We start from the raw sequence: 22,553 nt of genomic DNA on the forward strand, positions 1-22,553 counted from the left end.
AGCCCGTGATCGGCAGTGTTGCACCGCAGTTTGAGCTGCCAGCTGTCTTGCCTGATGGAAAAACGGCTGTAGTCAGCATGAAGCAAAGCGTTGATGCGAAGAAATGGCTGGTGCTCTTTTTTTATCCTCGTGATTTCAGTACAGTATGTCCCACTGAATTGAATGACTTAGCAGATCGGATCGATGAAGTGCGGGAATTGGATGCCGAGGTAGTTGCAATTTCCACTGATAGTATCCAATCCCATGCTGATTGGCAGCAAGTACCGCGCGAGCATAATGGGATCCAGCACATCAGTTTTCCGCTGGCCTCTGATTTCACAGGTGACGTATCCCAAGCCTACGGTGTACTGGATGGCCAAAGCTATACATCTATGCGATCCACCATAATCGTAAATCCTCAGGGTGAAATTTGTTATTATTTGATGCATGCCGATTTGGTGGGGCGGGATACATCTGAGCTGCTGCGCGTCTTGGAAGCATTGCAGACTGGAGAAGCTTGCGGCGTAAATTGGCAGCCGGGTGATGAGCTGCTATCGAAGGAGGATGTCTCATCGTGATACCTCAATTACCGGATATGATCGACCAGCAGGCGGCAAATTGGCTTTATCCGCCAGATGCAAAAGCCGGAGGACGTCCGCTCATCGTTTATTTTTGGTCTGTAAGCTGTGCTGTATGTAAGGAGAAACTTCCTCTGTTCCTGGAGTTTGCAGAATATGAAGGCCGATTCTTCGATATCTTATTGGTCCATGTTCCTCGCTCGGCAGCGGATCTGGATAAGCAATTGATCGACGATTATGTGTTTGAAAATAGGATCGGGCTTCCTGTCTATCTCGATCAAAGACACCAAATGAAGAATATATTCAGGGTCCAGAAGCTGCCTAGCATCGTTTTACTGGACAGGAATGGCAGGATCCGTCATAAACAATCCGGCGGAAACCTCACGACATTGCTCTTCAATCAGCTTGATGGATTAAAATACAGCTAGCATGCTTCCTGCACATACATGATTCATGATAAGCTTGCTCTATCAGATAGTAAAGGATGATCGATATGAGCAAGCTGCTATACAGGGAAGACGCATTCTGCAAAGCTTGGCAGACAGAAATAGACGATACATATGAAAAGGATGGGCTTTATTTTGTTTCCCTGAAGGAAACAGCATTTTATCCAGGAGGCGGGGGACAGCCCGCTGATCAAGGGACAATTGCTGGATTGGAAGTAAAAACGGTGGAAAGCAAAGATGGTGTACCGTATTACGGACTGGAAACAAGACCAGAAGGTATGGTCGACTGCAGCATTGATTGGGAGCACCGATTCGATTTGATGCAGCAGCATACTGGACAGCATCTGCTTTCTGCTGCTTTTCGTCTGGTATCCGGAAGAGGGACGGTTGGATTTCACCTTGGGAAAGAGGATGTCACAATCGACTTGCCGGGCGATAGGCTGACGGAGGATGAACTGGCCTCTGTCGAACAGAAGGTCAATGAGCTTATTTATGATGATCGGAAGATATCAAATTATTATGTGACTGCCGCTGAGCTCGCCGAGTTGCCCGTCGTCAAGCAGCCGACCGTCACGGAAGATGTAAGAATCGTTGAAATAGATGGAGTGGAATACAACCCTTGCGGCGGAACGCATGTTGCCTCCACTGGTCAAATCGGAATGATCAAAATCCTTAAAACAGAGAAGCAAAAGCAAGGGCAGCGTATCTATTTCCAATGCGGGAAGCGTGCTTTGGAAACCACCAGGGAGATGTTCGCCATCATGGATCAAGTCGCCGCGCAATTCCAGACGGGCAGCAAGGATGTCCTGACACGGATCAAGAAGCAATCAACGGATCTCCAATCAGCTGTCAAAAAGGCAGAAGAGCTGGAAAGACAGCTGGAAGTATTGGAGTTGCGCGAGCTTGCTCAAACGGAAACGAGCGTGATTGCCCGTTCCTATCAAGGGAAAAATGTCAAAGCACTGCAGCGCATGGCAGTCACGCTGCTGGAGGCTGGCAAGCAATTTGTCATCCTCTCGGACCTTGATGAACAGAAGCTGGTCGTATCCCATGAACTTGAAGGTTTCCACTGCGGGAATTTGTTCCGTGAGTCCCTGCCCGAATTTGGAGGGAAGGGCGGCGGCAGCGCCCAGACTGCCCAAGCGAGCTTTCAAAAAAGAGAGGATATGGAACGCTATATACACTTCCTGCAGGAGCATTACCAAAGCATCGTATAAACGATGCTTTTTTCTATGTGATGAATTCAAACTTTTTTAAATTATCGTTAATTTCCCTCTGGTAAATTAGTTCGGAACCCGATATATTAGAACATGCGACTATCCGTGGAGGGGGAAAGGTTTTGGATATATTCAAGAAATTGAAGGAGTTTTATTGGCCTTATCGACGCAACTTCTACTTATCGCTTTTATTCATTGCAGTGGTGACGGCCATTACGGTCGTCTATCCGATCATTTTGCAGATCACGATCGATGATGTTGTCCTTGGGAATCAGTACGGGCTTATTCCGATCATCTCGGCTGGATTCCTCCTATTGATGCTTTTAAAGGGTGCAGCGAATTTCCTTCAGCAATATCTTGGGGATTTATTCGGGGTTCAGACCGTATTCAAGATGAGAAACAGCCTGTACCAGAAATTGCAGCGCCTGAGCTTCACGTATTATGATAATGCGCGCACAGGCGATTTGATGTCCCGATTGACCGCGGATGTCGAAGGAATCCGTTTTTTCCTCTCTGCAGGAATAGGCCAATTCCTGCGGGTTGTATTGCTGATTGTGATCAGTCTGGCTGTCATGTTCGCATACTCCGTACCGCTTGCGCTTGTCACGATGGTTTCCATGCCCTTTCTTGCTGTTGTGGTCTATCGCTTCGATAAGCGTGTCCATCCTGCTTTCCGCAATATCAGGACATCACTCGGTGTACTCAATACGCGTGTGCAGGAAAATATCAGCGGGATGAATACAGTCAAATCTTTAGCCAGAGAAGAATTCGAAATTGACCGTTTTACTGCTGACAATTCCACTTACCGAGATAACTACATTTTCACTTCAAAAGTATGGGCGAAGTTTTTCCCGCTCATGGAGCTGATCGGAAATATTTGCATGGTCCTCCTCATTTCCTATGGAGGGTATCTGGTCATTTCCGGAAAGCTGGAGCTAGGTGCGCTCGTTGCTTTCTTCAGCCTTGTTTCCTATATACTAGGGCCGCTTGCGAACCTTGGTTTCATCATCAATATGTTTTCCCAGGCCAAAGCTTCCGGAGAAAGGCTGCTGGAAATCCTGGAGGCAAAGGAAGATATCGGACAGCTGGAGCACCCGATCGGCATAAAGCGAATCAGCGGTCACGTAACGTTTGATCAAGTTACCCTCCAATATGTGAAGGATGACGATATGGCTTTGAAGAATATCAGTTTCGATGCCCCTCCAGGGAAAATCATCGGGCTTGTCGGAGGGACTGGTTCGGGTAAGACGAGTATCACACAGCTGATCACCCGTTTTTATGAACCTACTGCAGGGAGTGTCCATATAGATGGAAGGCCTGTGCAAGATTATGATTTAAGGATTCTGAGGCAGCACATCGGCTTCGTCCTGCAGGAGGCATTCCTCTTTTCGACGACAATCAAAGAGAATATTGCATATGGGAATCCTGATGGAGTCAGTTTCGAGCAAATCGTTGATGCAGCCAAGCGTGCACAAGCACATGATTTCATCATGGAGCTGCCTGATCAATACGATACGATGCTTGGCGAACGCGGAATGGGCCTGTCCGGAGGGCAGAAGCAGAGAATAGCGATTGCCAGGGCGCTGCTGATCGATCCGAGCATCCTGATTTTGGATGACGCTACAAGTGCTGTCGATATGCAGACGGAAGTGAAGATTCAGCAGGCATTGAAAGAAGTGATGAAAAATCGCACAACCTTTATCATTGCCCATCGTATATCGTCTGTAAAGCATGCAGATGAAATCCTTGTGCTTGATGATGGCGAGATCGCCGAACGGGGAACCCATGAGTTTCTGCTGCAAAATGGCGGCTTATACCAGCGTATCTACGAAATCCAGTATCAAGATCAAAACGCGATCATGCGATCGGCACAGTAAGGAGGAAGCCCATGGAAAATCTGCAATACAAAAAGCAACGCCATACGAATAGATTTCATTATTCCCAGGACCAAGTGATGGAAAAGCCGTTCGACTGGGGACAAATCAGAAGGCTGCTCGGGTTTATGAAGCCCTACAGCAGGAAGCTGCTGCCGGGGTCGATCGCTGCGATGCTGCTGTCTACGATCATCAGGCTGATCATACCGATTTTGATCGGTAAGGTGGCGATTGATATGGCCATAGCATCCGGGGACACGCAATTCCTCATTTATTTGGTAGCGGGGATCGGCGCTTTATATGTGCTGAACTATGTGGCAAATATACTGCGGATCAAATGGGTCAACGTCCTTGGACAGCATGTTATTTATGATCTGCGGAAGACGCTTTTCCGTCATATCCAGCATCTGTCGCATCGCTTTTTTGATACGCGGTCCGCTGGTTCGATTCTTGTACGGATACTTAATGATATCAACTCCTTGCAGGAGCTTTTCACGAATGGAATCATCAATCTGCTGACTGATTCCATCATGCTGATCGGCATCATCGGGATATTGTTCTTCTTAAGTCCAAAATTGGCCATTGCAGTACTGGTCATCCTGCCGCTCATGTTCTTCATTTCCACAAAGCTGCGGCAAAGCATCAGGCGTTCCTGGCAGCAGGTCAGGATGCAGAAATCCCGCATGAATTCACATCTGAATGAAGCCATCCAGGGGATCCGTGTGACGCAGTCTTACGCCCAGGAGCCGGAGAACACGGATTATTTCGAAGCGTTGAATCGGGATAACTTCGAAAGTGAGCGGATCGCCACCAAAAAGAGTGCGTATTTCGGTCCGTTCGTAGAGATGAGTAATGCAATCGGGACAGTCATTCTCATTGCCTATGGTGCACATTTGATTTTAACGAATCAAATCGAGATCGGGACATTCGTTACCTTCGCCTTCTTCTTGGGCATGTTTTGGGAACCGATTTCGCGATTGGGGCAGATTTATAATCAGCTGCTCGTCGCGATGGCTTCCTCGGAGCGTATCTTCGAGTTCCTGGATGAAGAACCGAATGTGGAAACTCGAGAGGATGCAAAGGCATTGCCGGACATGGAAGGTGATATCCGCTTTGAAGAGGTTGTGTTCGCTTATGATAAGGATCGGATTGCGCTGCATGAAATCGATTTGCATATCAAGGCAGGACAGACGGTCGCGCTTGTCGGCCATACGGGCTCGGGAAAATCGACCATTGCCAATCTGATCAGCCGTTTCTATGACCCCACTGCAGGCAGTGTGAGGATTGATGGAGAGGATTTGCGTGATGTAAGACTCGAAGATATCAGACGGCAGATCAGTGTCGTCTTGCAGGATACATTCATTTTCTCAGGGACCATCATGGAGAATATCCGCTTTGGCAATCCTGAAGCAACGGACGAACAAGTGATGGAGGCAGCACGGGCTGTCGGGGCGGATGATTTTATCCGCCGTTTGGCAGATGGCTATGATACAGAGGTGGAGGAGCGTGGAAACATCCTCTCGGCAGGAGAGAGGCAGCTGCTGTCCTTTGCCCGGACCATGCTGGCTGATCCCCGGATCATCATCCTTGATGAAGCGACTGCCAGCATCGATACGGAAACGGAGCTGAAAATTCAGCATGCATTGCAGACCTTATTGAAAGGGCGCACAGCCATCATGATTGCCCATCGCCTATCCACGATCAGGGAAGCGGATAATATCATCGTATTGGAACATGGACGTATCTTGGAGCAGGGCAGTCATGAGGTGTTGATGAATGGGAGAGGCAAGTATTTCGAACTGGTAAAGACTCAATTCCAGTCTGACGGAAAATGACAAAGAGCGTATCTCACCGGAGATACGCTCTTTGTTTTGGGTAGTTTTCATTTCTTTGGGCATAACAAGAGAAGCGATTATCTTTACAGAAAGCAGGGATACATTTTGTTCGCTTATGATAGTGTAATTTTAGCGCGGATGCTCACCTCTATGACGCTCGTTTTCCATATCATCTTTGCGACAATAGGTGCGGGAGTTCCATTATTGATATGCGCTGCGGAATATGTCGGTATCCGCAAGCGGGATCCCAAATATGTATTGCTGGCAAGGAGATGGACAAGAGGCTATGTCATCATCGTTGCAGTCGGCGTTGTCACCGGAACTGCGATCGGTCTGCAGCTGTTTTTATTGTGGCCGACCTTCATGCAGATTGCCGGCCATGTAATCGGATTGCCGTTATTCATGGAAACCTTCGCCTTCTTCTTTGAAGCTATTTTTCTTGGGGCCTATATCTATACCTGGGATCGATTCAAGGGCAGGTATACACATTGGTATCTTTCGCTTCCGGTTGTGATAGGCGGGGGGATGAGTGCTGTTTTCATCACCACTGTAAACGCCTTTATGAATACACCGCAAGGCTTTACCTTGGAAGGGCGCACCATCACGTCGGTGGAACCGATAATGGCGATGCTCAATCCCGCGACGCCTTCAAAGGTGTTCCATGTACTGACTTCTTCCTATATGACATCCGGAGCCATACTTGCCGCCATCACGGCATTTTTCATCCTGAAATACGGTAACAATGCGTATTACAAGAAAGCGTTGAAGCTTACCATGATCATGACGCTGATTTTTTCCATTTTCACCGCGATTGCAGGTGATGCTTCGGCTAAATTTTTGGCAAGCTATCAGCCGGAAAAACTAGCGGCAGCGGAGTGGCATTTCGAGACCGAAAAAGGAGCGGATTTGATTCTGTTCGGCAGGCTTACGGAGGATAACGAAATCCAGGGTGCCATCCATCTGCCCAAGCTGTTAAGCTTTTTATCTTTCGGTGATTTCAACAGTGAGGTCACTGGTCTGGATAAAGTCGATGAAGACCTCATACCGCCGCTGTGGATTCATTATATGTTTGATTTAATGGTTTGCTTCGGAGCTTTTGGGATATTGATCAGCATGCTTTTTATCGTATTTATGTTCTGGAAGAAACGGGATCAATATAATAAGTGGCTATTAAGGGCGATTGTAGTGAATGCACCGCTTGCCATGCTGGCGATTGAATTTGGATGGATTTATGCAGAGGTGGGACGCCAGCCCTGGATTCTGCGGGGGTATATGCGTGTTGCGGAAGGAGCCATCTCTTCCCCATATGTCCATTATGTATTTGCGGCGTTTTTGGTCCTCTACGTACTGCTGGGTACATTCGTGACGCTTGTGCTCGTCAGACTCTATAAAAAGAATCCGATCCAGAAAGAGTGGGAAATGCGTTTTCCCGATACGTTATTTGGAGGTGATCAAAAATGAATTACGAAATACTGGGATTATCGGCACTATGGTTTTTCCTGTTCGCGTATTTGATTATCGCATCCATTGATTTCGGGGCAGGCTTTTTCGCTTATTATGCAATGCAGACGAAAAAAGATCATATCCTAAATCGATTGATCGCCAGATACCTATCACCCGTGTGGGAGATCACGAATGTATTCTTCATCTTCTTCTTCTACGGTCTGGCCTTCTTCTTTCCGGATGCAGGGTATTATTACGGGTCTGCGATGCTGATACCGGGTTCGATCATTTTATTATTGATTGGCATACGGGGTTCTTTTTACGCCTTTGAGAATTATGGATCGAGGAAAAGTAAATTATATACCTTCCTGTATGGAGCCAGCGGATTATTCATTCCCGCAGCGATCGCCACTGGTTTGACGATATCCGAGGGAGGGTTCATACGCCACGAAAATGGCAGCGTTTATTTACGCCATCAAGAATTGCTGACCAACCCTTTCTCTTGGGCGGTTGTATTTTTGGCTGTTGTCTCTGTCCTATATATCAGCGCTCATTTTTTGACGTATTATGCGAATAAAGCCGGTGATGAGCCTGCCCGCAAATTGCTTCGTTCTTATGCGCTATTCTGGGCTGCTCCACAAATCATTGCAAGCTTGACAGCGTTCATATTCATCAGCAGGCAGAATCCAGAGCATTATGACAACATGCTCGATCTCTGGTGGTTGTTCGGGATTTCTGTGCTGTTCTTCCTGATCGGCATTTATCTGGTCTATAGAGAAAGGAATTATGGTCTGTCGTTCATTTGTGTCATGCTGCAGTTTTTCTTTGCGCTATTGGGATATGGCATCGGCCATATGCCCTACTTGCTGTACAATGAAATCCAGGTAACGGCAGATGCAACATTGCCGGCGATGGGAATCGCGCTGCTGATTGCATTTGCCGGTGGTCTTCTCATGCTGATTCCTTCTTTGATCCTTGTGATGCGGATGTTCTTGTTCGATGCGGAGTATGTAAAAGGAAAGAAGTGATACAACCTTTACTCTTTGTGATAGACTAGGATTAGTTTATGAAATAGTGGAGGAAGTAAGATGAAGAGAGAATTTGCTGTAATCGGACTGGGCCGCTTCGGCGGGAGTATTTGCATGGAACTTAGCCGGGAAGGATATAATGTACTGGCAATCGATATTGAAGAAGACAAAGTGAATGAGTTCCGCAATATCGCTTCCCATGCAGTCATTGCCGATACCACGGATGAACAGGTACTGAAAGAATTGGGTATCCGGAATATCGAGCATGTGATTGTCGCCATCGGGGAAAACATTCAAGCCAGTATCCTGACGACACTCATGCTGAAGGAGCTTGGCATCAAGAAAATAACCGTCAAAGCTCAAAATGATTACCATGAAAAGGTTCTGAGCAAGATAGGGGCAGATCACATTGTCCATCCCGAACGTGATATGGGAAGACGGATTGCCCATAAAATTGTCAGCAATAACATCCTTGATTACTTGGAACTTAGTGATGAACATAGTATCGTGGAGGTACAGGCCGGAAGGAAAATGGCTGGCCGATCTCTCATAGAACTTGATATCCGCGCAGCATATGGCTGTAACGTCGTAGCCATCAAGCAGGCAAATGAAATCAATGTAAGTCCTTCGCCGGATGAGGAACTCGGTGCAGAGGATATATTGATTGTCATTGGTGCAGACCGTGATTTGGCACGTTTTGAACGTGCCATTGCCGAGGATTGAACCATTAACCCAAACAGATTCAGACTGTTTGGGTTTTTTTATGTATCAAAAAGGTTACATACAAAAGGAGGATAATTCAGAAACGGGAGATGATATCATGTTCGAAAGAAGAACGGGAGAAGTATTGGCAGATCAGCTGCTTGAATGGAGTGTCGATCATGTGTACGGTATACCCGGTGATTCCGTCAATGAGTTCATCAGCGACTTACATAAGAAGGAGGATGAGTTGAAGTTCATCCAGGTCCGCCATGAAGAGGCTGGTGCACTCGCAGCCGCTGCATATGCCAAGCTGACCGGAAAACTTGGGGTCTGTCTGTCGATTGCAGGGCCGGGAGCGGTCCATTTGCTGAATGGTTTGTATGATGCACGGGAAGACAAGGCGCCAGTCCTGGCCATCGTCGGACAAGTGCCGAGCAACGAGCTAGGTACAGGAGCTTTCCAGGAAGTGAAGCTTGAACAGATGTTCGAGGATGTCGCTGCCTTCAATGAAAGGGCGGAATCCTTCGAGCAGCTGCCGGATCTTCTTAATCAAGCGATCCGGGAAGCATATGCCAATTCCGGGGTAAGCGTCTTGGTCGTATCGGATGATTTGTTTGCCCAGAAGCATCCAGGGAAACCTGGCAAGACTTCAGCCAACTATGCCAGACCTCGAATTGCTCCTGCCAAGCAGGATCTTCAAGAAGCAGTCAAATTGATCGACCAGGCAAAAAAACCGATCATCCTGGCTGGTAAAGGAGCAAAGCATGCGCGTACGGAGCTGATGGCATTTGCGGAGCATATTAAATCCCCGATCATTCTCAGTCTGCTTGGCAAGGGTATCATCCCGGATCATCACAGCTATAATCTGGGACAGCATGGGCAGATCGGGACAACACCTTCCTATGAAGCGATAAATGAAGCGGATTTGCTGCTGCTTGTAGGAACCAGTTTTCCATATCGATCATTCCTGCCGGATGATTTGCCGGCAATCCAGATAGATATCAAGGCAAGCGCAATCGGAAGTATCTATCCAGTGGAAGCCGGATTACCGGGGGATAGCAAGGAATTGCTCCAGGAACTGATACAAATGACGGATGAGAAGCTGGACACATCTTATATCGAAAAGTATCAAGAAAAGATGAGGGAATGGCATACACAGCTGCAAATACAAAAGAAAAGGGAGGAATCACCGATACAGCCTCCGCAGATAATGTATGCCCTGGAGAACAATATGGATAAGGATGCCGTCATTTCCTGCGATGTAGGAAATGTCACGGTTTGGACGACAAGATATCTGCCTTTGACCCAGCAGGACTTTGTCGTATCCGGACGTCTGGCAACGATGGGCTGCGGGCTGCCTGGTGCCATCGCGGCCAAGCTGGCCTATCCTGGAAAGCAGGCGATTGCCATTTGCGGGGATGGTGGTTTCAGTATGAATATGCAGGATTTTGTCACAGCGGTGAAGTACGATTTACCAGTGAAAGTAATCGTGCTGAATAATAGTCAGCTTGGTTTGATTAAATTCGAGCAAGCAACAATCGGGACCCCCAACTATGGTATCGATATGGGGGAAATGAACTTCGCTCAATTCGGTCAATCATGCGGCGGTGAAGGCTATCGTGTTGAAAAGTTCGAGGATCTGGAAACGAGCATCAAGCAAGCGTTCCTTTCTGATAAACCAGCCATTATCGATGTGGTGATCGAGGATATGGCTCCGCTGCCAGGAAAGATATCCTACCAGCAAGCAGTGAAATACACAGAATATCTGATCAAGGAATTTTTCTCTACTGGTAAAATAGAGCTTCCGGATATGAAAGAGTCTGTCAAACGTCTCTTGAAATAAGAAAAGCCTGAGCGCATGCTCAGGCTTCATTTTATACTTCCATGATGATCGGGAGCACCATCGGACGGCGTTTTGTTTTTTCGAACAGGAACGGCGCGATGGTATCCGTGATTTCATTTTTGATTTCGGACCATTGTGTCGTTTTTCTTTCCATTACTTTATTCAAATGAGCCGAAACAATCTTCTGTGCTTCATTGATGAGGTCTTCAGACTCACGCATATAGACGAAGCCGCGGGAAATGATATCCGGGCCGGAAGCAATTCTGAATTCCTTCATATTGATGCTGACGACGACGATGACAAGTCCTTCTTCGGACAGGATGCGGCGGTCGCGCAATACGATATTCCCGATATCACCGATACCGCTGCCGTCCACATAGATGGAGCCGGAAGGGATCTTGCCGGCAATCGCAGCACTATCCTTACCCAATGCCAGTACATCACCGTTATCCATGATGAATGATTGTTCCTCATCAATACCGCAAAGCTTACCAAGTTTCATATGCTCGACCAGCATGCGATATTCGCCGTGAATCGGCATGAAGTATTTCGGATTCATCAAGCGAAGCATGAGCTTCTGTTCTTCCTGGCTGCCGTGACCGGAAGTGTGGATATTGTTCAAGGCGCCATGAATGACGTCTGCTCCAGCACGATACAGCATGTTGATGATACGGCTTACGCTGACTGTATTCCCTGGAATCGGGGAAGACGAGAACACGACTGTGTCACCAGGCTGGATCTGAATCTGGCGGTGTGTACCATTAGCGATCCGGGACAGGGCAGCCATTGGTTCACCCTGGGATCCGGTACATAGGATGACAACCTCATTCGCCGGCAGGCGGTTGATCTGATGCGAATCGATGAATGTATCCTTCGGTGCATTGATGAAGCCAAGTTCTATCCCCAAATTGATGTTCGTTTCCATGCTTCTGCCGAAAATGGCAACTTTACGGCCTGTTTTCACTGCTGATTCAACTACTTGCTGCAATCGGTGGATATTGGAAGCGAAAGTAGCGAAAATCAAGCGGCCGTCGACACGTCTGAAAATATCGCTGATACTTTCACCGACAACACGTTCAGACATGGTGAATCCTGGTACCTCACTATTTGTTGAGTCGGAAAGTAAGCAAAGTACGCCTTCTTTGCCGATTTCAGCCATTTTCGCTATGTCAGCTGGCTGTCCGACTGGAGTGAAATCGAATTTGAAGTCACCGGTATGCACGATATTGCCAGGAGGGGTCTTGACGACGATACCGAATGATTCCGGAATACTGTGTGTAGTACGGAAGAAGCTTACGGAAGTCTTTCTGAATTTGATGATGTCATCTTCCCCGTAAATATTGAGCTTGGCGTTACGCAAGAGGCCATGCTCATCCAGTTTGTTTTTGATCATACCCATAGCGAGCTTTCCGGCATAAATCGGGATATTGACTTCTTTCAAGAGGTAAGGTACGCCGCCGATGTGGTCTTCGTGACCGTGTGTGATGAACAAGCCTTTGACTTTGTCCTGGTTCTGCACGATATAAGTGAAATCAGGAATCACATAATCGATACCAAGAAGCTCGTCCTCCGGGAATTTGATCCCTGCATCGATGATGATGATCTCATCCTGGAATTGGACACCATACATGTTTTTGCCGATTTCTCCGAGTCCGCCAATGGCAAAAACAGCTGTCTGGTCATTTTTTACGAATTTCATTTCGCTTGCTCCAGTTTGAAGTCTTCAGATTGTTTTTCATATGCAAGATGTGCCTCATCGAGCGGCTGGATGAACTCGATGTTGATGTCACGTTCTGCCAATGCTTTCCGTACCTGTCTTACGTTTTCCGCTTCCATGTACAAGCTTTTGGTGCGCTCGCGTACAGGAATTTCGGAAGGGTTTTCCTGATAAAATACTTTAAATACCATATCTATCTCTCCTATTCTCATGGTTGACAATTACTTTTATATCCATAACGAACGGAGCAAGTCTGTATGAAACCGAATTGCTGGCGTATTGCTATTCAGTTAGATCTTGTCCGCACGTAGTAGGCACTCGTCGTTTTTGGCCAAATAAATCTTTCCACCGTTTCTTTAACTTTTCCTTCAAACGCTTGAGCACACGAAGCAACTCCTTTCGTTTTCGCAGAAAAGCAAGAAAAAACGTTTACCGGTCCAATCCCTCTTACCTACAGTATAGTATGAAAACGCTAAGATGAAAACTAAAACACAGCATACTTTCAAAAAAACTGCCGATAAAAGGAAGGGATGGTTGTTTTCTCTTGGGATTCATGTAAAGATATTTTTCGACGAACCTGCATAACTTATACTCGATTATAAGAAGTGGAGAGGAAAGATGCAAGGGCAGGAAAGACTAGGAGGAGGATGTACAATGGGGAAAAGTATCGTATTCCTGGATATCGATGGCACGATCCTGAATACAAAAGGTGAAATACCGCAGGCAACAAAGGATGCCGTCCAGGCGTTAAAGGATAATGGTCATTACGTGGCGATAGCGACAGGAAGGGCACCATTCATGTTTGAGGATATCCGCAAGGAACTCGACATTACTTCTTTTGTCAGCTATAACGGTCAATATGTCGTCTTTGAAGGGGAAGTGATCCATCGCAATCCGATTGAAAGGCAGCATTTGCTGCATCTGTATGATGAAGCGTCCGAAAAAGGGCATGCCATGGTATTCATGGGAGATACGATCATGAAGGCATCGGAGACTGACAACAGTTTTGTCCGGGACAGCCTGGCATCCCTGGGATTTACATATCCGGAAATCGATAAGGACTACTTCCATCACGAACCGATCTACCAATCACTCCTATTTTGTGAGGAAGAGGAGGAGCAAGCTTATTCCGACCATCATGAGCATGTCCGTTTCATCCGGTGGCATCCGCTTTCCTGTGACGTCCTGCCTGCTGATGGCTCCAAAAAAATCGGTGTGACGAAATTGCTGGAAGCTGCAGACATTCCCGTACATGCAGCTTATGCGTGCGGAGATGGATTGAATGACTTGGAAATGATTGAATTCGCAGGCACTGGGATTGTAATGGGGAATGCCGTGCCTGAATTGAAGGAGCTGGCCGACATCCAGACAGCCCATGTGGATGAAGATGGTCTTGCACTTGGTCTGAAGAAGGCTGGATTGATATAAATAAAATGCGCACTCGTCTCGAGTGCGCATTTTTATAGTTCTATCGGTTTGGAATTATCCGGCTGTGCGAAAGGATCCTCCTTGTTGATGCGATCGTAGAACATCGTTCCGTTCAAGTGGTCGATTTCATGCTGGAAGACGACTGCAGCATAGCCTTTCAGCCGTAATTTGACCTCCTTGCCCTCCAATGTGACCGCCTTGACTGTGATGCGGGCATATCTTGGTACATAGCCAGGTATTTCGCGATCAACGGATAGGCAGCCCTCACCGCTCATCAGATACGTATTTTCGACAGAATGACTGACGATTTTAGGATTGAAAAGGCCATATTCATAAAAAGTCCCGTTCGGATCTTCGAAATAGACCGCAATCATGCGTTTGGATATGCCGATTTGCGGTGCAGCCAGGCCAACGCCAGGGCGCAGGTCGTATTTTGCCGCTATTTTCTCGTCCTGACTATTCTTCAAATACTCGAGCATCTCTTTCAATGTTTGTTTATCTTCTTCCGATGCAGGCAATTCCACTTCTTCTGCAACTTGTTCGAGAATCGGATTGCCTTCGCGGATGATATCATCCATGGTAATCATGCTGATCACTCCTTGCGCTGTTACTTTTCCGTTCCTTAGTGTATCACAAGAATGTTTATATGACACCAGAATCAATCTGCAGATTTGTTTATCGCACTTTCACGTTTTTGGGGTTTGTTATACAATGTAGGGGAATACATAGAAGCTGTGGGAAACATGGCAGAGGAGGATACGTTTTGCGCAAGTTAGGAATAGGCCTGCTCCTGATGGGGAGCGCCGTGGGACTCACTGCGTGCAACAATGCGTCACCGGAGGAACAGGTATACAATCATTTGGAGGAGGCCATATCCCTTGAATCTGGATATGTCGAACAGCAGGATTCTCTGACGGATCTGGAAAAGAAAGAACAGGATCTATACAATGAGATTCTGCAGTATGGCGAGGATGAGCTGGATCAGATCAAGAGCAAATCAAAGGAAGCGATCGATTTGATCAGACAGCGCAAGGATGCCCTTGCCAAGGAAAAAGAAAGCTTGGATGAAGCGGAAGCAGAATTCAAAAAGATCGACTCCATCATCGATGACCTGGAAAGTGACGGCGCCAAAGAAAAGGCACAGACACTCTATGATACAATGGAAGCCAGATACAATGCCTATGATCGGCTCCACGACGCGTATACAAAAGCCTTGGATGAAGATAACGCCTTATATGAAATGTTCCAGCAAGACGATATCACCCAGGATGAATTGACGAGCCAAATCGAAAAGATCAATGCGGGTTATGATGATATCAAAGCAGCCAATGAAGAATTCAATAAGCATACAGAAGCATTCAATGAACAAAAACAGCAGTTTTATGAAGCTGCTGGCCTGAATGTGGAAAATGGATGAACTGAAACCCTTTTCTCGGAATGAGAGAAGGGTTTTAGATTTTACTGATACAGTGTTAAAATATTGTGTAGTACAGATGTCAAACCGAGAATTGTGAAGATTTCCTTAATACCGTTTTCATAAATAATCAGCAATATCCAATCTAAGATGTTGACGTTTTCCGGCAAGATAAGCTAAACTATAACAGGACATGAATTGTATCACTTTTCGTTATCATGATTTATGTAACAGTTTTGTGTACTTTTGTTGTAACCGGTTAAACGAGGGGATGCACCGAGTACAGTAAACTATTGTGGTACTTCCTGTGTTTTTGGAAAGGCTATTACAGTAAATATAGTTCTAGGAAGGATAGGTGACTAGCTTTGAAACGTACGCTAGAAGGTATTGAAGAACAGTTTGAAATGTTTCAAATCCTTAACGAAAATGGCGAAGTCGTAAACGAAGAAGCTTTGCCGGATTTGTCAGATGAAGAATTGAAGGAATTAATGCACAGAATGGTATATACGCGCATCCTTGATCAGCGTTCCATTGCATTGAATAGACAAGGTAGACTAGGTTTCTACGCACCAACAGCAGGTCAGGAAGCTTCCCAGCTTGGTACGCACTTCGCTTTGGAGAAAGAAGACTTCATCCTGCCTGGATATCGTGATGTACCGCAGCTGATCTGGCACGGTCTTCCTCTTTATCAGGCATTCCTATTTTCCCGTGGACACTTCCATGGAAACCAATTCCCTGAAGGTGTCAACGCATTGAGCCCGCAAATCATCATCGGTGCACAATATACACAAGCTGCTGGCGTGGCACTTGGCATGAAACGCCGCGGTAAAAAATCCGTAGCGATTACTTATACTGGCGATGGCGGTACGTCACAAGGTGACTTCTACGAAGGCATGAACTTCGCAGGGGCATATGATGCACCGGCTATCTTCATTGTTCAGAATAACCAATTCGCAATCTCTGTACCTCGCGAGAAACAGACAAAAGCGAAAACACTTGCTCAGAAAGCTGTGGCAGTAGGTATCCCTGGCGTCGTGGTTGATGGCATGGATGTCCTTGCAGTTTATGCAGCTACGAAAGAAGCTCGCGAACGCGCGATCAACGGCGAAGGCCCGACATTGATCGAAACACTTACTTACCGTTACGGCCCGCACACAATGGCTGGTGACGACCCGACTCGCTACCGTACCGAAGATATGGATTCCGAGTGGGAAAAACAGGATCCATTGGTTCGTTTCCGCAAGTACTTGGAAGCTAAAGGCCTATGGTCCGAAGAAGAAGAAAACAAAGTGATCGAGCAAGCGAAAGAAGAAATCAAAGCTGCGATCAAAGAGGCGGATAACTATCCGAAAATGAAAGTATCCGACTTGATCAACAATATGTACGAAGTCCTTCCTTCTAACCTTGAAGAACAATTGGAAGTGTACAAAGAAAAGGAGTCGAAGTAAGTCATGGCACAAATGACAATGATCCAAGCAATCACTGATGCTCTCCGTACGGAACTGAAGAATGACGAAAACGTTATGATCTTCGGGGAAGACGTTGGTAAAAACGGCGGTGTATTCCGTGCGACTGAAGGTTTGCAAGCTGAATTCGGCGAAGAGCGTGTATTCGATACACCGCTTGCTGAGTCTGCAATCGGCGGTATGGCTGTAGGTCTTGCGATCGAAGGCTTCCGTCCGGTACCGGAAATCCAATTCTTTGGTTTCGTTTACGAAGTAATGGACGCAATCAGCGGACAATTGGCTCGTTTGCGTTATCGTTCCGGCGGCACGCAAAGTGCTCCTGTAACAATCCGTGCGCCATTCGGCGGCGGTGTACACACTCCTGAATTGCATGCGGATTCCCTTGAAGGCCTCATGGCACAGCAGCCTGGTCTTAAAGTGGTCATCCCTTCCAATCCTTATGATGCAAAAGGTCTTTTGATCTCTGCGATCCGCGATAACGATCCGGTCATCTACCTTGAGCACATGAAACTTTACCGTTCCTTCCGTGAAGAGGTACCTGAAGAGGAATACACTGTGGAAATCGGCAAAGCAGCTGTAAAACGGGAAGGTACTGATGTGACACTCATCGCTTACGGTGCCATGGTACAGGCTTCCATGAAAGCAGCTGAAGAACTTGAGAAAAACAACGTATCTGCCGAAGTGATCGACTTGCGCACAGTGAGCCCGATCGACCTTGATACAGTACTTGCTTCTGTCAAGAAAACCGGCCGTGTGGTAGTTGTACAAGAAGCACAGCGTCAAGCTGGTATCGCAGCTCACTTGATTTCCGAGATCCAAGAGCGCGCTATCCTGCATCTTGAAGCTCCAGTAATGCGTGTAACTGCACCGGATACAGTCTTTGCTTTCTCACAAGCTGAAGAAGTATGGCTTCCAAACCATAACGACATCGTAGAAAAAGCGAACGAAGTAATCAATTTCTAATAGCAAAATCAGGAGGTAATTATTTTGGCTTTCGAATTCAAAATGCCGGATATCGGTGAAGGTATTCACGAAGGTGAAATCGTAAAATGGTTCGTCAAAGAAGGCGACACAGTAGCAGAGGACGACGTGCTTTGTGAAGTCCAAAACGATAAAGCAGTAGTTGAAATCCCATCTCCTTATGATGGTACAGTAAGCAAGATTTCCGTTGCTGAAGGTGAAGTCGCAGTCGTTGGTGATACACTTATCACATTCGACGGTGAAGGTGGCGAAGCTGAAGGCGGAAATGCTCCGGCTCCAGCTGAACAGGAACAGACTTCCGTTCAAGCAAATGCGACAGAGTCCAATGAGACTGTTGAAAAAGTCAAGGAAGAGGGCCCTAAAGCTGAAGCTCCTTCAGGCGATCTTGTCATCGCGATGCCTTCCGTACGTAAATATGCACGCGAGCAAGGCGTAGATATCAAACAAGTTTCCGGTTCCGGCAAAGGCGGCCGCGTGCTTGCTGAAGATATCGACAGCTTCAAAAACGGCGGCGCTGCTAAAGCTCCACAAGCTGAAGCTGCTCAGGAAACTGCTGCTGAACAAAAATCTGCTCCGGTTGTTTCTGGTGATGAATTCCCTGAATCCAGAGAGAAAATGAGCGGTATCCGTCGCGCGATCGCTAAAGCGATGGTTACTTCCAAAACAACAGCTCCTCACGTTACATTGATGGATGAAGTGGATGTAACTGAGCTTGTTGCTCATCGCAAGAAATTCAAAGCTGTCGCAGCTGAAAAAGAAATCAAGCTTACGTATCTTCCATACGTTGCCAAAGCGCTTGTTTCTGTATTGAAAAACTTCCCGATCTTGAACTCTTCCATCGATGATGCGACAGATGAGATCGTCACAAAACACTATTACAACATCGGTATCGCAGCAGATACTGAAAAAGGTCTTCTTGTACCAGTTGTAAAAAATGCGGATCGCAAATCCATCTTCGCTATTTCCCAGGAAATCAACGAGCTTGCTGTAAAAGCACGTGATGGTAAACTTGCTCCGAACGAAATGAAAGGTGCTTCCAGCACTATCTCTAACATCGGTTCTGCAGGCGGTCAGTGGTTCACTCCGGTAATCAACTACCCTGAAGCAGCTATCCTTGGTGTTGGGCGCATCGCTGAAAAAGCGGTCGTTAAAGATGGTGAGATCGTTGCAGCTCCAGTACTTGCACTTTCTCTAAGCTTCGACCACAGAATCGTTGACGGTGCGACTGCTCAAACAGCGATGAACCACTTGAAACGTCTATTGGCTGATCCACAACTAATCATGATGGAGGGATAAGAAATGGTAGTAGGAGACTTTCCGATCGAATTAGACACTCTTGTGGTAGGTGCGGGACCCGGCGGCTATGTAGCTGCCATCCGCGCTGCACAAGAAGGTCAAAAAGTAACTGTAGTTGAAAAAGGAAACCTTGGCGGTGTGTGCTTGAACGTAGGATGCATTCCTTCCAAAGCATTGATCCAAGCAGGTCACAAAGCGGAATATGCACATGGCGATGCTGATCTTGGTATCTCCACTGAAGGTGCAAAAGTGGACTTCTCCAAAGTGCAAGACTGGAAAGCTAGTGTTGTAAACAAGCTGACTTCCGGTGTCGGCGGTCTATTAAAAGGTAACAAAGTAGATGTTGTCAAAGGTGAAGTTTACTTCGTTGACAAAAATACAGTGAAAGTAATGGATGAGAAAACTTCCCAAACCTATACTTTCAACAACTGTATCATTGCAACAGGTTCTACACCGATCGAACTTCCTGCTTTCAAATACTCCGATCGCGTCCTGGATTCAACTGGTGCCCTTAACCTGAAAGAAATTCCTAAGAAACTTGTCGTCATCGGCGGCGGTTACGTAGGAATCGAGCTTGGTACTGCTTACGCTAACTTCGGTACGGAAGTAACAGTCCTTGAAGGTATGAAAGATATCCTTAGCGGTTTCGAGAAACAAATGACAAGCCTTGTTTCTAAGAGACTGAAGAAAAAAGGCGTGAACGTAGTCACAGAAGCAATGGCTAAAGGCGTTGAAGAATCTGCTGACGGTGTCAAAGTGACATACGAAGCAAAAGGTAAAGAAGAAACCATCGAAGCTGATTATGTCCTTGTGACTGTAGGTCGCCGTCCGAACACTTCCGAACTTGGTTTGGAAGAAGTGGGCATCAAGATGACTGACCGCGGTCTTATCGAAATCGATGAGCAATGCCGCACAAACATCGAAAACATCTATGCAATCGGTGATATCGTTGCAGGTCCTCCGCTTGCGCACAAGGCTTCTTACGAAGGTAAGATCGCTGCGGAAGCAATCAGCGGTAAACCATCTGCGATCGATTACAATGGCATTCCGATGGTAGTCTTCTCTGAGCCTGAACTTGCATCTGTCGGTCATACAGAACAGTCTGCCAAAGATGCCGGCTACAAAGTAAAAGCTGCTAAGTTCCCGTTCGCTGCAAACGGACGTGCGCTATCTCTTAACGACAGTGATGGTTTCATGAAACTTATCACTCGTGAAGAAGACGGTGTCATCCTTGGTGCTCAAATCGCTGGTCCTAACGCGAGCGATATGATTGCTGAGCTTGGTCTTGCGGTTGAATCCGGAATCACAGCTGAAGATATTGCACTTACAATCCATGCTCACCCATCTCTTGGTGAAATCACTATGGAAGCTGCTGAAGTTGCAATCGGTTCTCCGATCCATATCGTAAGATAATTGGAAAAAGAGTCTATCCCCGACGGATAGGCTCTTTTTTTATTTTTCCATACATCATATCAATCTCCGGATCCTTGTCAGTTTTCTGAGTAAATGAGGAGTATGAGCCGAGTACAGCGATATAATCGGTTTGCGGAAAGCGTTCTGAGTAGTTTTAGTACTGCATTCTTGGAATGAACGGCTGCGGTATTCCTTCCGATTTCATAAACGCTGTCTCGGACTTTGAGGATGCCAGCCTGCTTTCGCTGAACCATCCTGCAAAAGAAAGGACAGGAGATATTAATCTCCTGTCCTTTGTGTCTGCTTATTCTTCTTGTCAATTAAATTAAGACGTTTTACTTCCTGTTTCAAAGTCTTGATGAGTGAAAATACAACGAGAATCATGATGATCGCAAATGGGAAAGCTGCTATGATGGAAGCTGTCTGGAGTGCTCCAAGACCATCCTCTCCGCCAACCCATAACAAGATGGTGGCAGTTGCTGATTGAACCAATCCCCAGATCAATTTGAGCGTTTTGGAGGGATTCAAATCTCCATTGGTCGTTTGCATGCCTAGGACGAATGTCGCTGAATCCGCAGAAGTGATGAAAAATGTCGCGATAAGCAGCAGTGCCAAAATGGAGAGAATCATTCCTCCTGGAAGATGCGACAGCATGGCGAACAATCCTACTTCTTCACCAAGTGATGAAATGTCGCTGAACAGGTCGATATTCTGGAAATACTCCATATTGATGCTTGTAGATCCAAATACAGCGAACCAGATTGCACCGAAGATGGTCGGTACCAGCAGTACACCAGTCACAAATTCCCTTATCGTACGGCCGCGTGATACCCTGGCGATGAAGGTTGCGACAAAAGGAGCCCATGCAATCCACCAAGACCAATAAAATAATGTCCAATCCCCAATCCATGAATTGTCTGCATCATATGGCGTCAGACGAAAACTCCATTCCGGAAGGTGCTGGACATATTGTCCCAATGATGTAACGAGTGAATCAAGAATGAAATTGGTGGGACCAAGCAAAAGTACGGCAAGCATCAGCAGCACGGCGAATATTATGTTGGCGTTACTAAGGATTTTTATCCCTTTGTCCAAGCCGGCTAGTGCTGATCCGATAAAGAGTACCGTCACGACCACGATGATGAGCAGTTCGGTCGTGAAGGTTGGTTCGATCCCTTCGAATAAATACGATATTCCCCCGCTGATTTGGATTGCTCCAAGGCCCAGCGAAGTAGCAACACCAAAAATGGTAGCGAATACAGCAATTACATCGACGATTTTTCCAAGGGGGCCATAAATCCTTTTCCCGAATACCGGTTCCAGAATTGCACTTATCACTCCCCCGCTGGATTGTTTGCGGAAGGTAAAGTAGGCAATTGCCAGCGCAAGGGTGGCGTAAATAGCCCATGGGTGCAATCCCCAGTGGAAGAAGCTGTAAGAGATGGCGGTCGTGCCAGCTTCAGCTGTTCTGGCTTCGTCGACCACGGTTGGAGGGGAATTAAAGTGGTTGAGAGGTTCCGATGCTCCCCAGAATACAAGACCGATCCCCATACCGGCGCTGAATAGCATCGCAAACCAGGATATATAGCTATACTCCGGTTCGTCATCTGGTTTTCCGAGCGTGATTTTTCCATACTTCGAAAAAATCAGGAAGAAGGCGAAGCCTAACAGCAAGGTGGCCGTCAGCAGATAAAACCAGCCAAATCGGTCGATTAGGAAGGTTTGAATGACATTCGTTACATTTGCAGTATTTCCATTCGGCAGGATGGATTGTGGAATGCTTCCCCAAATAAGAAAAGCAACCACAATACCAATTCCCCACCAAAATACACTAGTCGTTTTTTTCATAAATAAATCCTTTCTGCTTTAAAGTTTGAAAAATGCTGCATGAAT

19 protein-coding genes are annotated in these 22,553 nt (G+C 46.6%); 15 read left to right on the forward strand and 4 right to left on the reverse strand.

Features of this window, described 5'->3' with window-relative positions:
* The first annotated feature begins 5 nt into the window (after positions 1–5).
* The 9 genes from CHH53_RS02600 (at position 6) to CHH53_RS02640 (ending at position 10,945) form a co-directional block, all read left to right on the forward strand.
* Positions 6–557, forward strand: a complete 552-nt coding sequence (locus tag CHH53_RS02600) for a peroxiredoxin (RefSeq protein WP_158221460.1) — start codon at positions 6–8, stop codon at positions 555–557.
* Entirely contained in the window at positions 554–985 is a 432-nt protein-coding gene (locus CHH53_RS02605) for a TlpA disulfide reductase family protein (protein WP_095214565.1), read from the forward strand. The genes CHH53_RS02600 and CHH53_RS02605 overlap by 4 nt, the downstream gene beginning before the upstream one ends.
* Positions 986–1,050: 65 nt before the next feature.
* Entirely contained in the window at positions 1,051–2,220 is a 1,170-nt protein-coding gene (locus tag CHH53_RS02610; RefSeq protein ID WP_158221461.1) for an alanyl-tRNA editing protein, read from the forward strand.
* A 122-nt stretch (positions 2,221–2,342) separates the two neighbouring features.
* Positions 2,343–4,097: an ABC transporter ATP-binding protein gene (locus CHH53_RS02615; RefSeq protein ID WP_095214567.1), complete on the forward strand. Its 1,755-nt coding sequence runs from the start codon at positions 2,343–2,345 to the stop codon at positions 4,095–4,097.
* Between the two features lie 11 nt (positions 4,098–4,108).
* A complete protein-coding gene (locus CHH53_RS02620; RefSeq protein ID WP_095214568.1) occupies positions 4,109–5,929 on the forward strand; it encodes an ABC transporter ATP-binding protein in 1,821 nt (606 codons plus the stop codon).
* Positions 5,930–6,034: 105 nt separating this feature from the next.
* Entirely contained in the window at positions 6,035–7,390 is a 1,356-nt protein-coding gene (locus CHH53_RS02625; RefSeq protein ID WP_233134792.1) for a cytochrome ubiquinol oxidase subunit I, read from the forward strand.
* Positions 7,387–8,400, forward strand: a complete 1,014-nt coding sequence (locus CHH53_RS02630; RefSeq protein WP_095214569.1) for a cytochrome d ubiquinol oxidase subunit II — start codon at positions 7,387–7,389, stop codon at positions 8,398–8,400. The genes CHH53_RS02625 and CHH53_RS02630 overlap by 4 nt, the downstream gene beginning before the upstream one ends.
* A gap of 60 nt (positions 8,401–8,460) precedes the next feature.
* Positions 8,461–9,123 (forward strand): potassium channel family protein, encoded by a 663-nt coding sequence (locus tag CHH53_RS02635; protein WP_095214570.1) that lies wholly within the window; start codon positions 8,461–8,463, stop codon positions 9,121–9,123.
* Positions 9,124–9,220: 97 nt separating this feature from the next.
* A complete protein-coding gene (locus CHH53_RS02640; protein WP_095214571.1) occupies positions 9,221–10,945 on the forward strand; it encodes a pyruvate oxidase in 1,725 nt (574 codons plus the stop codon).
* A gap of 31 nt (positions 10,946–10,976) precedes the next feature.
* Here CHH53_RS02640 and rnjA read toward each other — a convergent pair whose 3' ends face one another.
* On the reverse strand, positions 10,977–12,644 hold the full coding sequence (gene rnjA, locus CHH53_RS02645) for a ribonuclease J1 (protein ID WP_095214572.1): 1,668 nt from the start codon (positions 12,642–12,644) through the stop codon (positions 10,977–10,979).
* Complete coding sequence (locus CHH53_RS02650) at positions 12,641–12,853, reverse strand: DNA-dependent RNA polymerase subunit epsilon (protein ID WP_095214573.1); 213 nt, start codon at positions 12,851–12,853, stop codon at positions 12,641–12,643. Before CHH53_RS02650 ends, rnjA begins: the two co-directional genes overlap by 4 nt.
* Before the next feature lie 463 nt (positions 12,854–13,316).
* Here CHH53_RS02650 and CHH53_RS02655 point away from each other — a divergent pair, with 463 nt between their 5' ends.
* Complete coding sequence (locus CHH53_RS02655) at positions 13,317–14,090, forward strand: Cof-type HAD-IIB family hydrolase (protein ID WP_095214574.1); 774 nt, start codon at positions 13,317–13,319, stop codon at positions 14,088–14,090.
* 32 nt (positions 14,091–14,122) lie between these two features.
* Here CHH53_RS02655 and def read toward each other — a convergent pair whose 3' ends face one another.
* The gene (def, locus tag CHH53_RS02660) at positions 14,123–14,677 is read right to left on the reverse strand and encodes a peptide deformylase (RefSeq protein ID WP_095214575.1); all 555 of its coding nucleotides are present in this window, start codon (positions 14,675–14,677) and stop codon (positions 14,123–14,125) included.
* A gap of 176 nt (positions 14,678–14,853) precedes the next feature.
* On the opposite strand from def, the gene CHH53_RS02665 reads away from it, so the two are divergent.
* The 5 genes from CHH53_RS02665 to lpdA all read left to right on the forward strand — a co-directional run bounded on the left by CHH53_RS02665 (position 14,854) and on the right by lpdA (position 20,660).
* Positions 14,854–15,507, forward strand: coding sequence for a YkyA family protein (locus CHH53_RS02665; protein ID WP_158221462.1), 654 nt, complete (start codon positions 14,854–14,856; stop codon positions 15,505–15,507).
* A 401-nt stretch (positions 15,508–15,908) separates the two neighbouring features.
* Positions 15,909–16,952, forward strand: coding sequence for a pyruvate dehydrogenase (acetyl-transferring) E1 component subunit alpha (pdhA, locus tag CHH53_RS02670; protein WP_198946018.1), 1,044 nt, complete (start codon positions 15,909–15,911; stop codon positions 16,950–16,952).
* 3 nt (positions 16,953–16,955) lie between these two features.
* The gene (locus CHH53_RS02675; protein ID WP_095214578.1) at positions 16,956–17,933 is read left to right on the forward strand and encodes an alpha-ketoacid dehydrogenase subunit beta; all 978 of its coding nucleotides are present in this window, start codon (positions 16,956–16,958) and stop codon (positions 17,931–17,933) included.
* 24 nt (positions 17,934–17,957) lie between these two features.
* The gene (locus tag CHH53_RS02680; protein WP_095214579.1) at positions 17,958–19,247 is read left to right on the forward strand and encodes a dihydrolipoamide acetyltransferase family protein; all 1,290 of its coding nucleotides are present in this window, start codon (positions 17,958–17,960) and stop codon (positions 19,245–19,247) included.
* A gap of 3 nt (positions 19,248–19,250) precedes the next feature.
* The gene (gene lpdA, locus CHH53_RS02685) at positions 19,251–20,660 is read left to right on the forward strand and encodes a dihydrolipoyl dehydrogenase (RefSeq protein ID WP_095214580.1); all 1,410 of its coding nucleotides are present in this window, start codon (positions 19,251–19,253) and stop codon (positions 20,658–20,660) included.
* 279 nt (positions 20,661–20,939) lie between these two features.
* Here the strand turns inward: lpdA and CHH53_RS02690 are convergent, their stop codons facing one another.
* The gene (locus CHH53_RS02690) at positions 20,940–22,508 is read right to left on the reverse strand and encodes a glycine betaine uptake BCCT transporter (RefSeq protein ID WP_095214581.1); all 1,569 of its coding nucleotides are present in this window, start codon (positions 22,506–22,508) and stop codon (positions 20,940–20,942) included.
* Positions 22,509–22,553 lie beyond the last annotated feature (45 nt).

Origin of the sequence: Terribacillus sp. 7520-G, from assembly GCF_002271665.1 — a bacterium.
GTDB lineage: Bacteria > Bacillota > Bacilli > Bacillales > Amphibacillaceae > Terribacillus.

Bases quoted from the DNA above. Each gene is read 5' to 3' on its own strand.
- CHH53_RS02610 (WP_158221461.1), top strand. From the start codon at position 1,051: ATGAGCAAGCTGCTATACAGGGAAGACGCATTCTGCAAAGCTTGGCAG.
- CHH53_RS02620 (WP_095214568.1), top strand. From the start codon at position 4,109: ATGGAAAATCTGCAATACAAAAAGCAACGCCATACGAATAGATTTCAT.
- CHH53_RS02630 (WP_095214569.1), top strand. From the start codon at position 7,387: ATGAATTACGAAATACTGGGATTATCGGCACTATGGTTTTTCCTGTTC.
- CHH53_RS02635 (WP_095214570.1), top strand. From the start codon at position 8,461: ATGAAGAGAGAATTTGCTGTAATCGGACTGGGCCGCTTCGGCGGGAGT.
- CHH53_RS02640 (WP_095214571.1), top strand. From the start codon at position 9,221: ATGTTCGAAAGAAGAACGGGAGAAGTATTGGCAGATCAGCTGCTTGAA.
- rnjA (WP_095214572.1), bottom strand. From the start codon at position 12,644: ATGAAATTCGTAAAAAATGACCAGACAGCTGTTTTTGCCATTGGCGGA.
- CHH53_RS02650 (WP_095214573.1), bottom strand. From the start codon at position 12,853: ATGGTATTTAAAGTATTTTATCAGGAAAACCCTTCCGAAATTCCTGTA.
- CHH53_RS02655 (WP_095214574.1), top strand. From the start codon at position 13,317: ATGGGGAAAAGTATCGTATTCCTGGATATCGATGGCACGATCCTGAAT.
- def (WP_095214575.1), bottom strand. From the start codon at position 14,677: ATGATTACCATGGATGATATCATCCGCGAAGGCAATCCGATTCTCGAA.
- pdhA (WP_198946018.1), top strand. From the start codon at position 15,909: ATGTTTCAAATCCTTAACGAAAATGGCGAAGTCGTAAACGAAGAAGCT.
- CHH53_RS02675 (WP_095214578.1), top strand. From the start codon at position 16,956: ATGGCACAAATGACAATGATCCAAGCAATCACTGATGCTCTCCGTACG.
- lpdA (WP_095214580.1), top strand. From the start codon at position 19,251: ATGGTAGTAGGAGACTTTCCGATCGAATTAGACACTCTTGTGGTAGGT.
- CHH53_RS02690 (WP_095214581.1), bottom strand. From the start codon at position 22,508: ATGAAAAAAACGACTAGTGTATTTTGGTGGGGAATTGGTATTGTGGTT.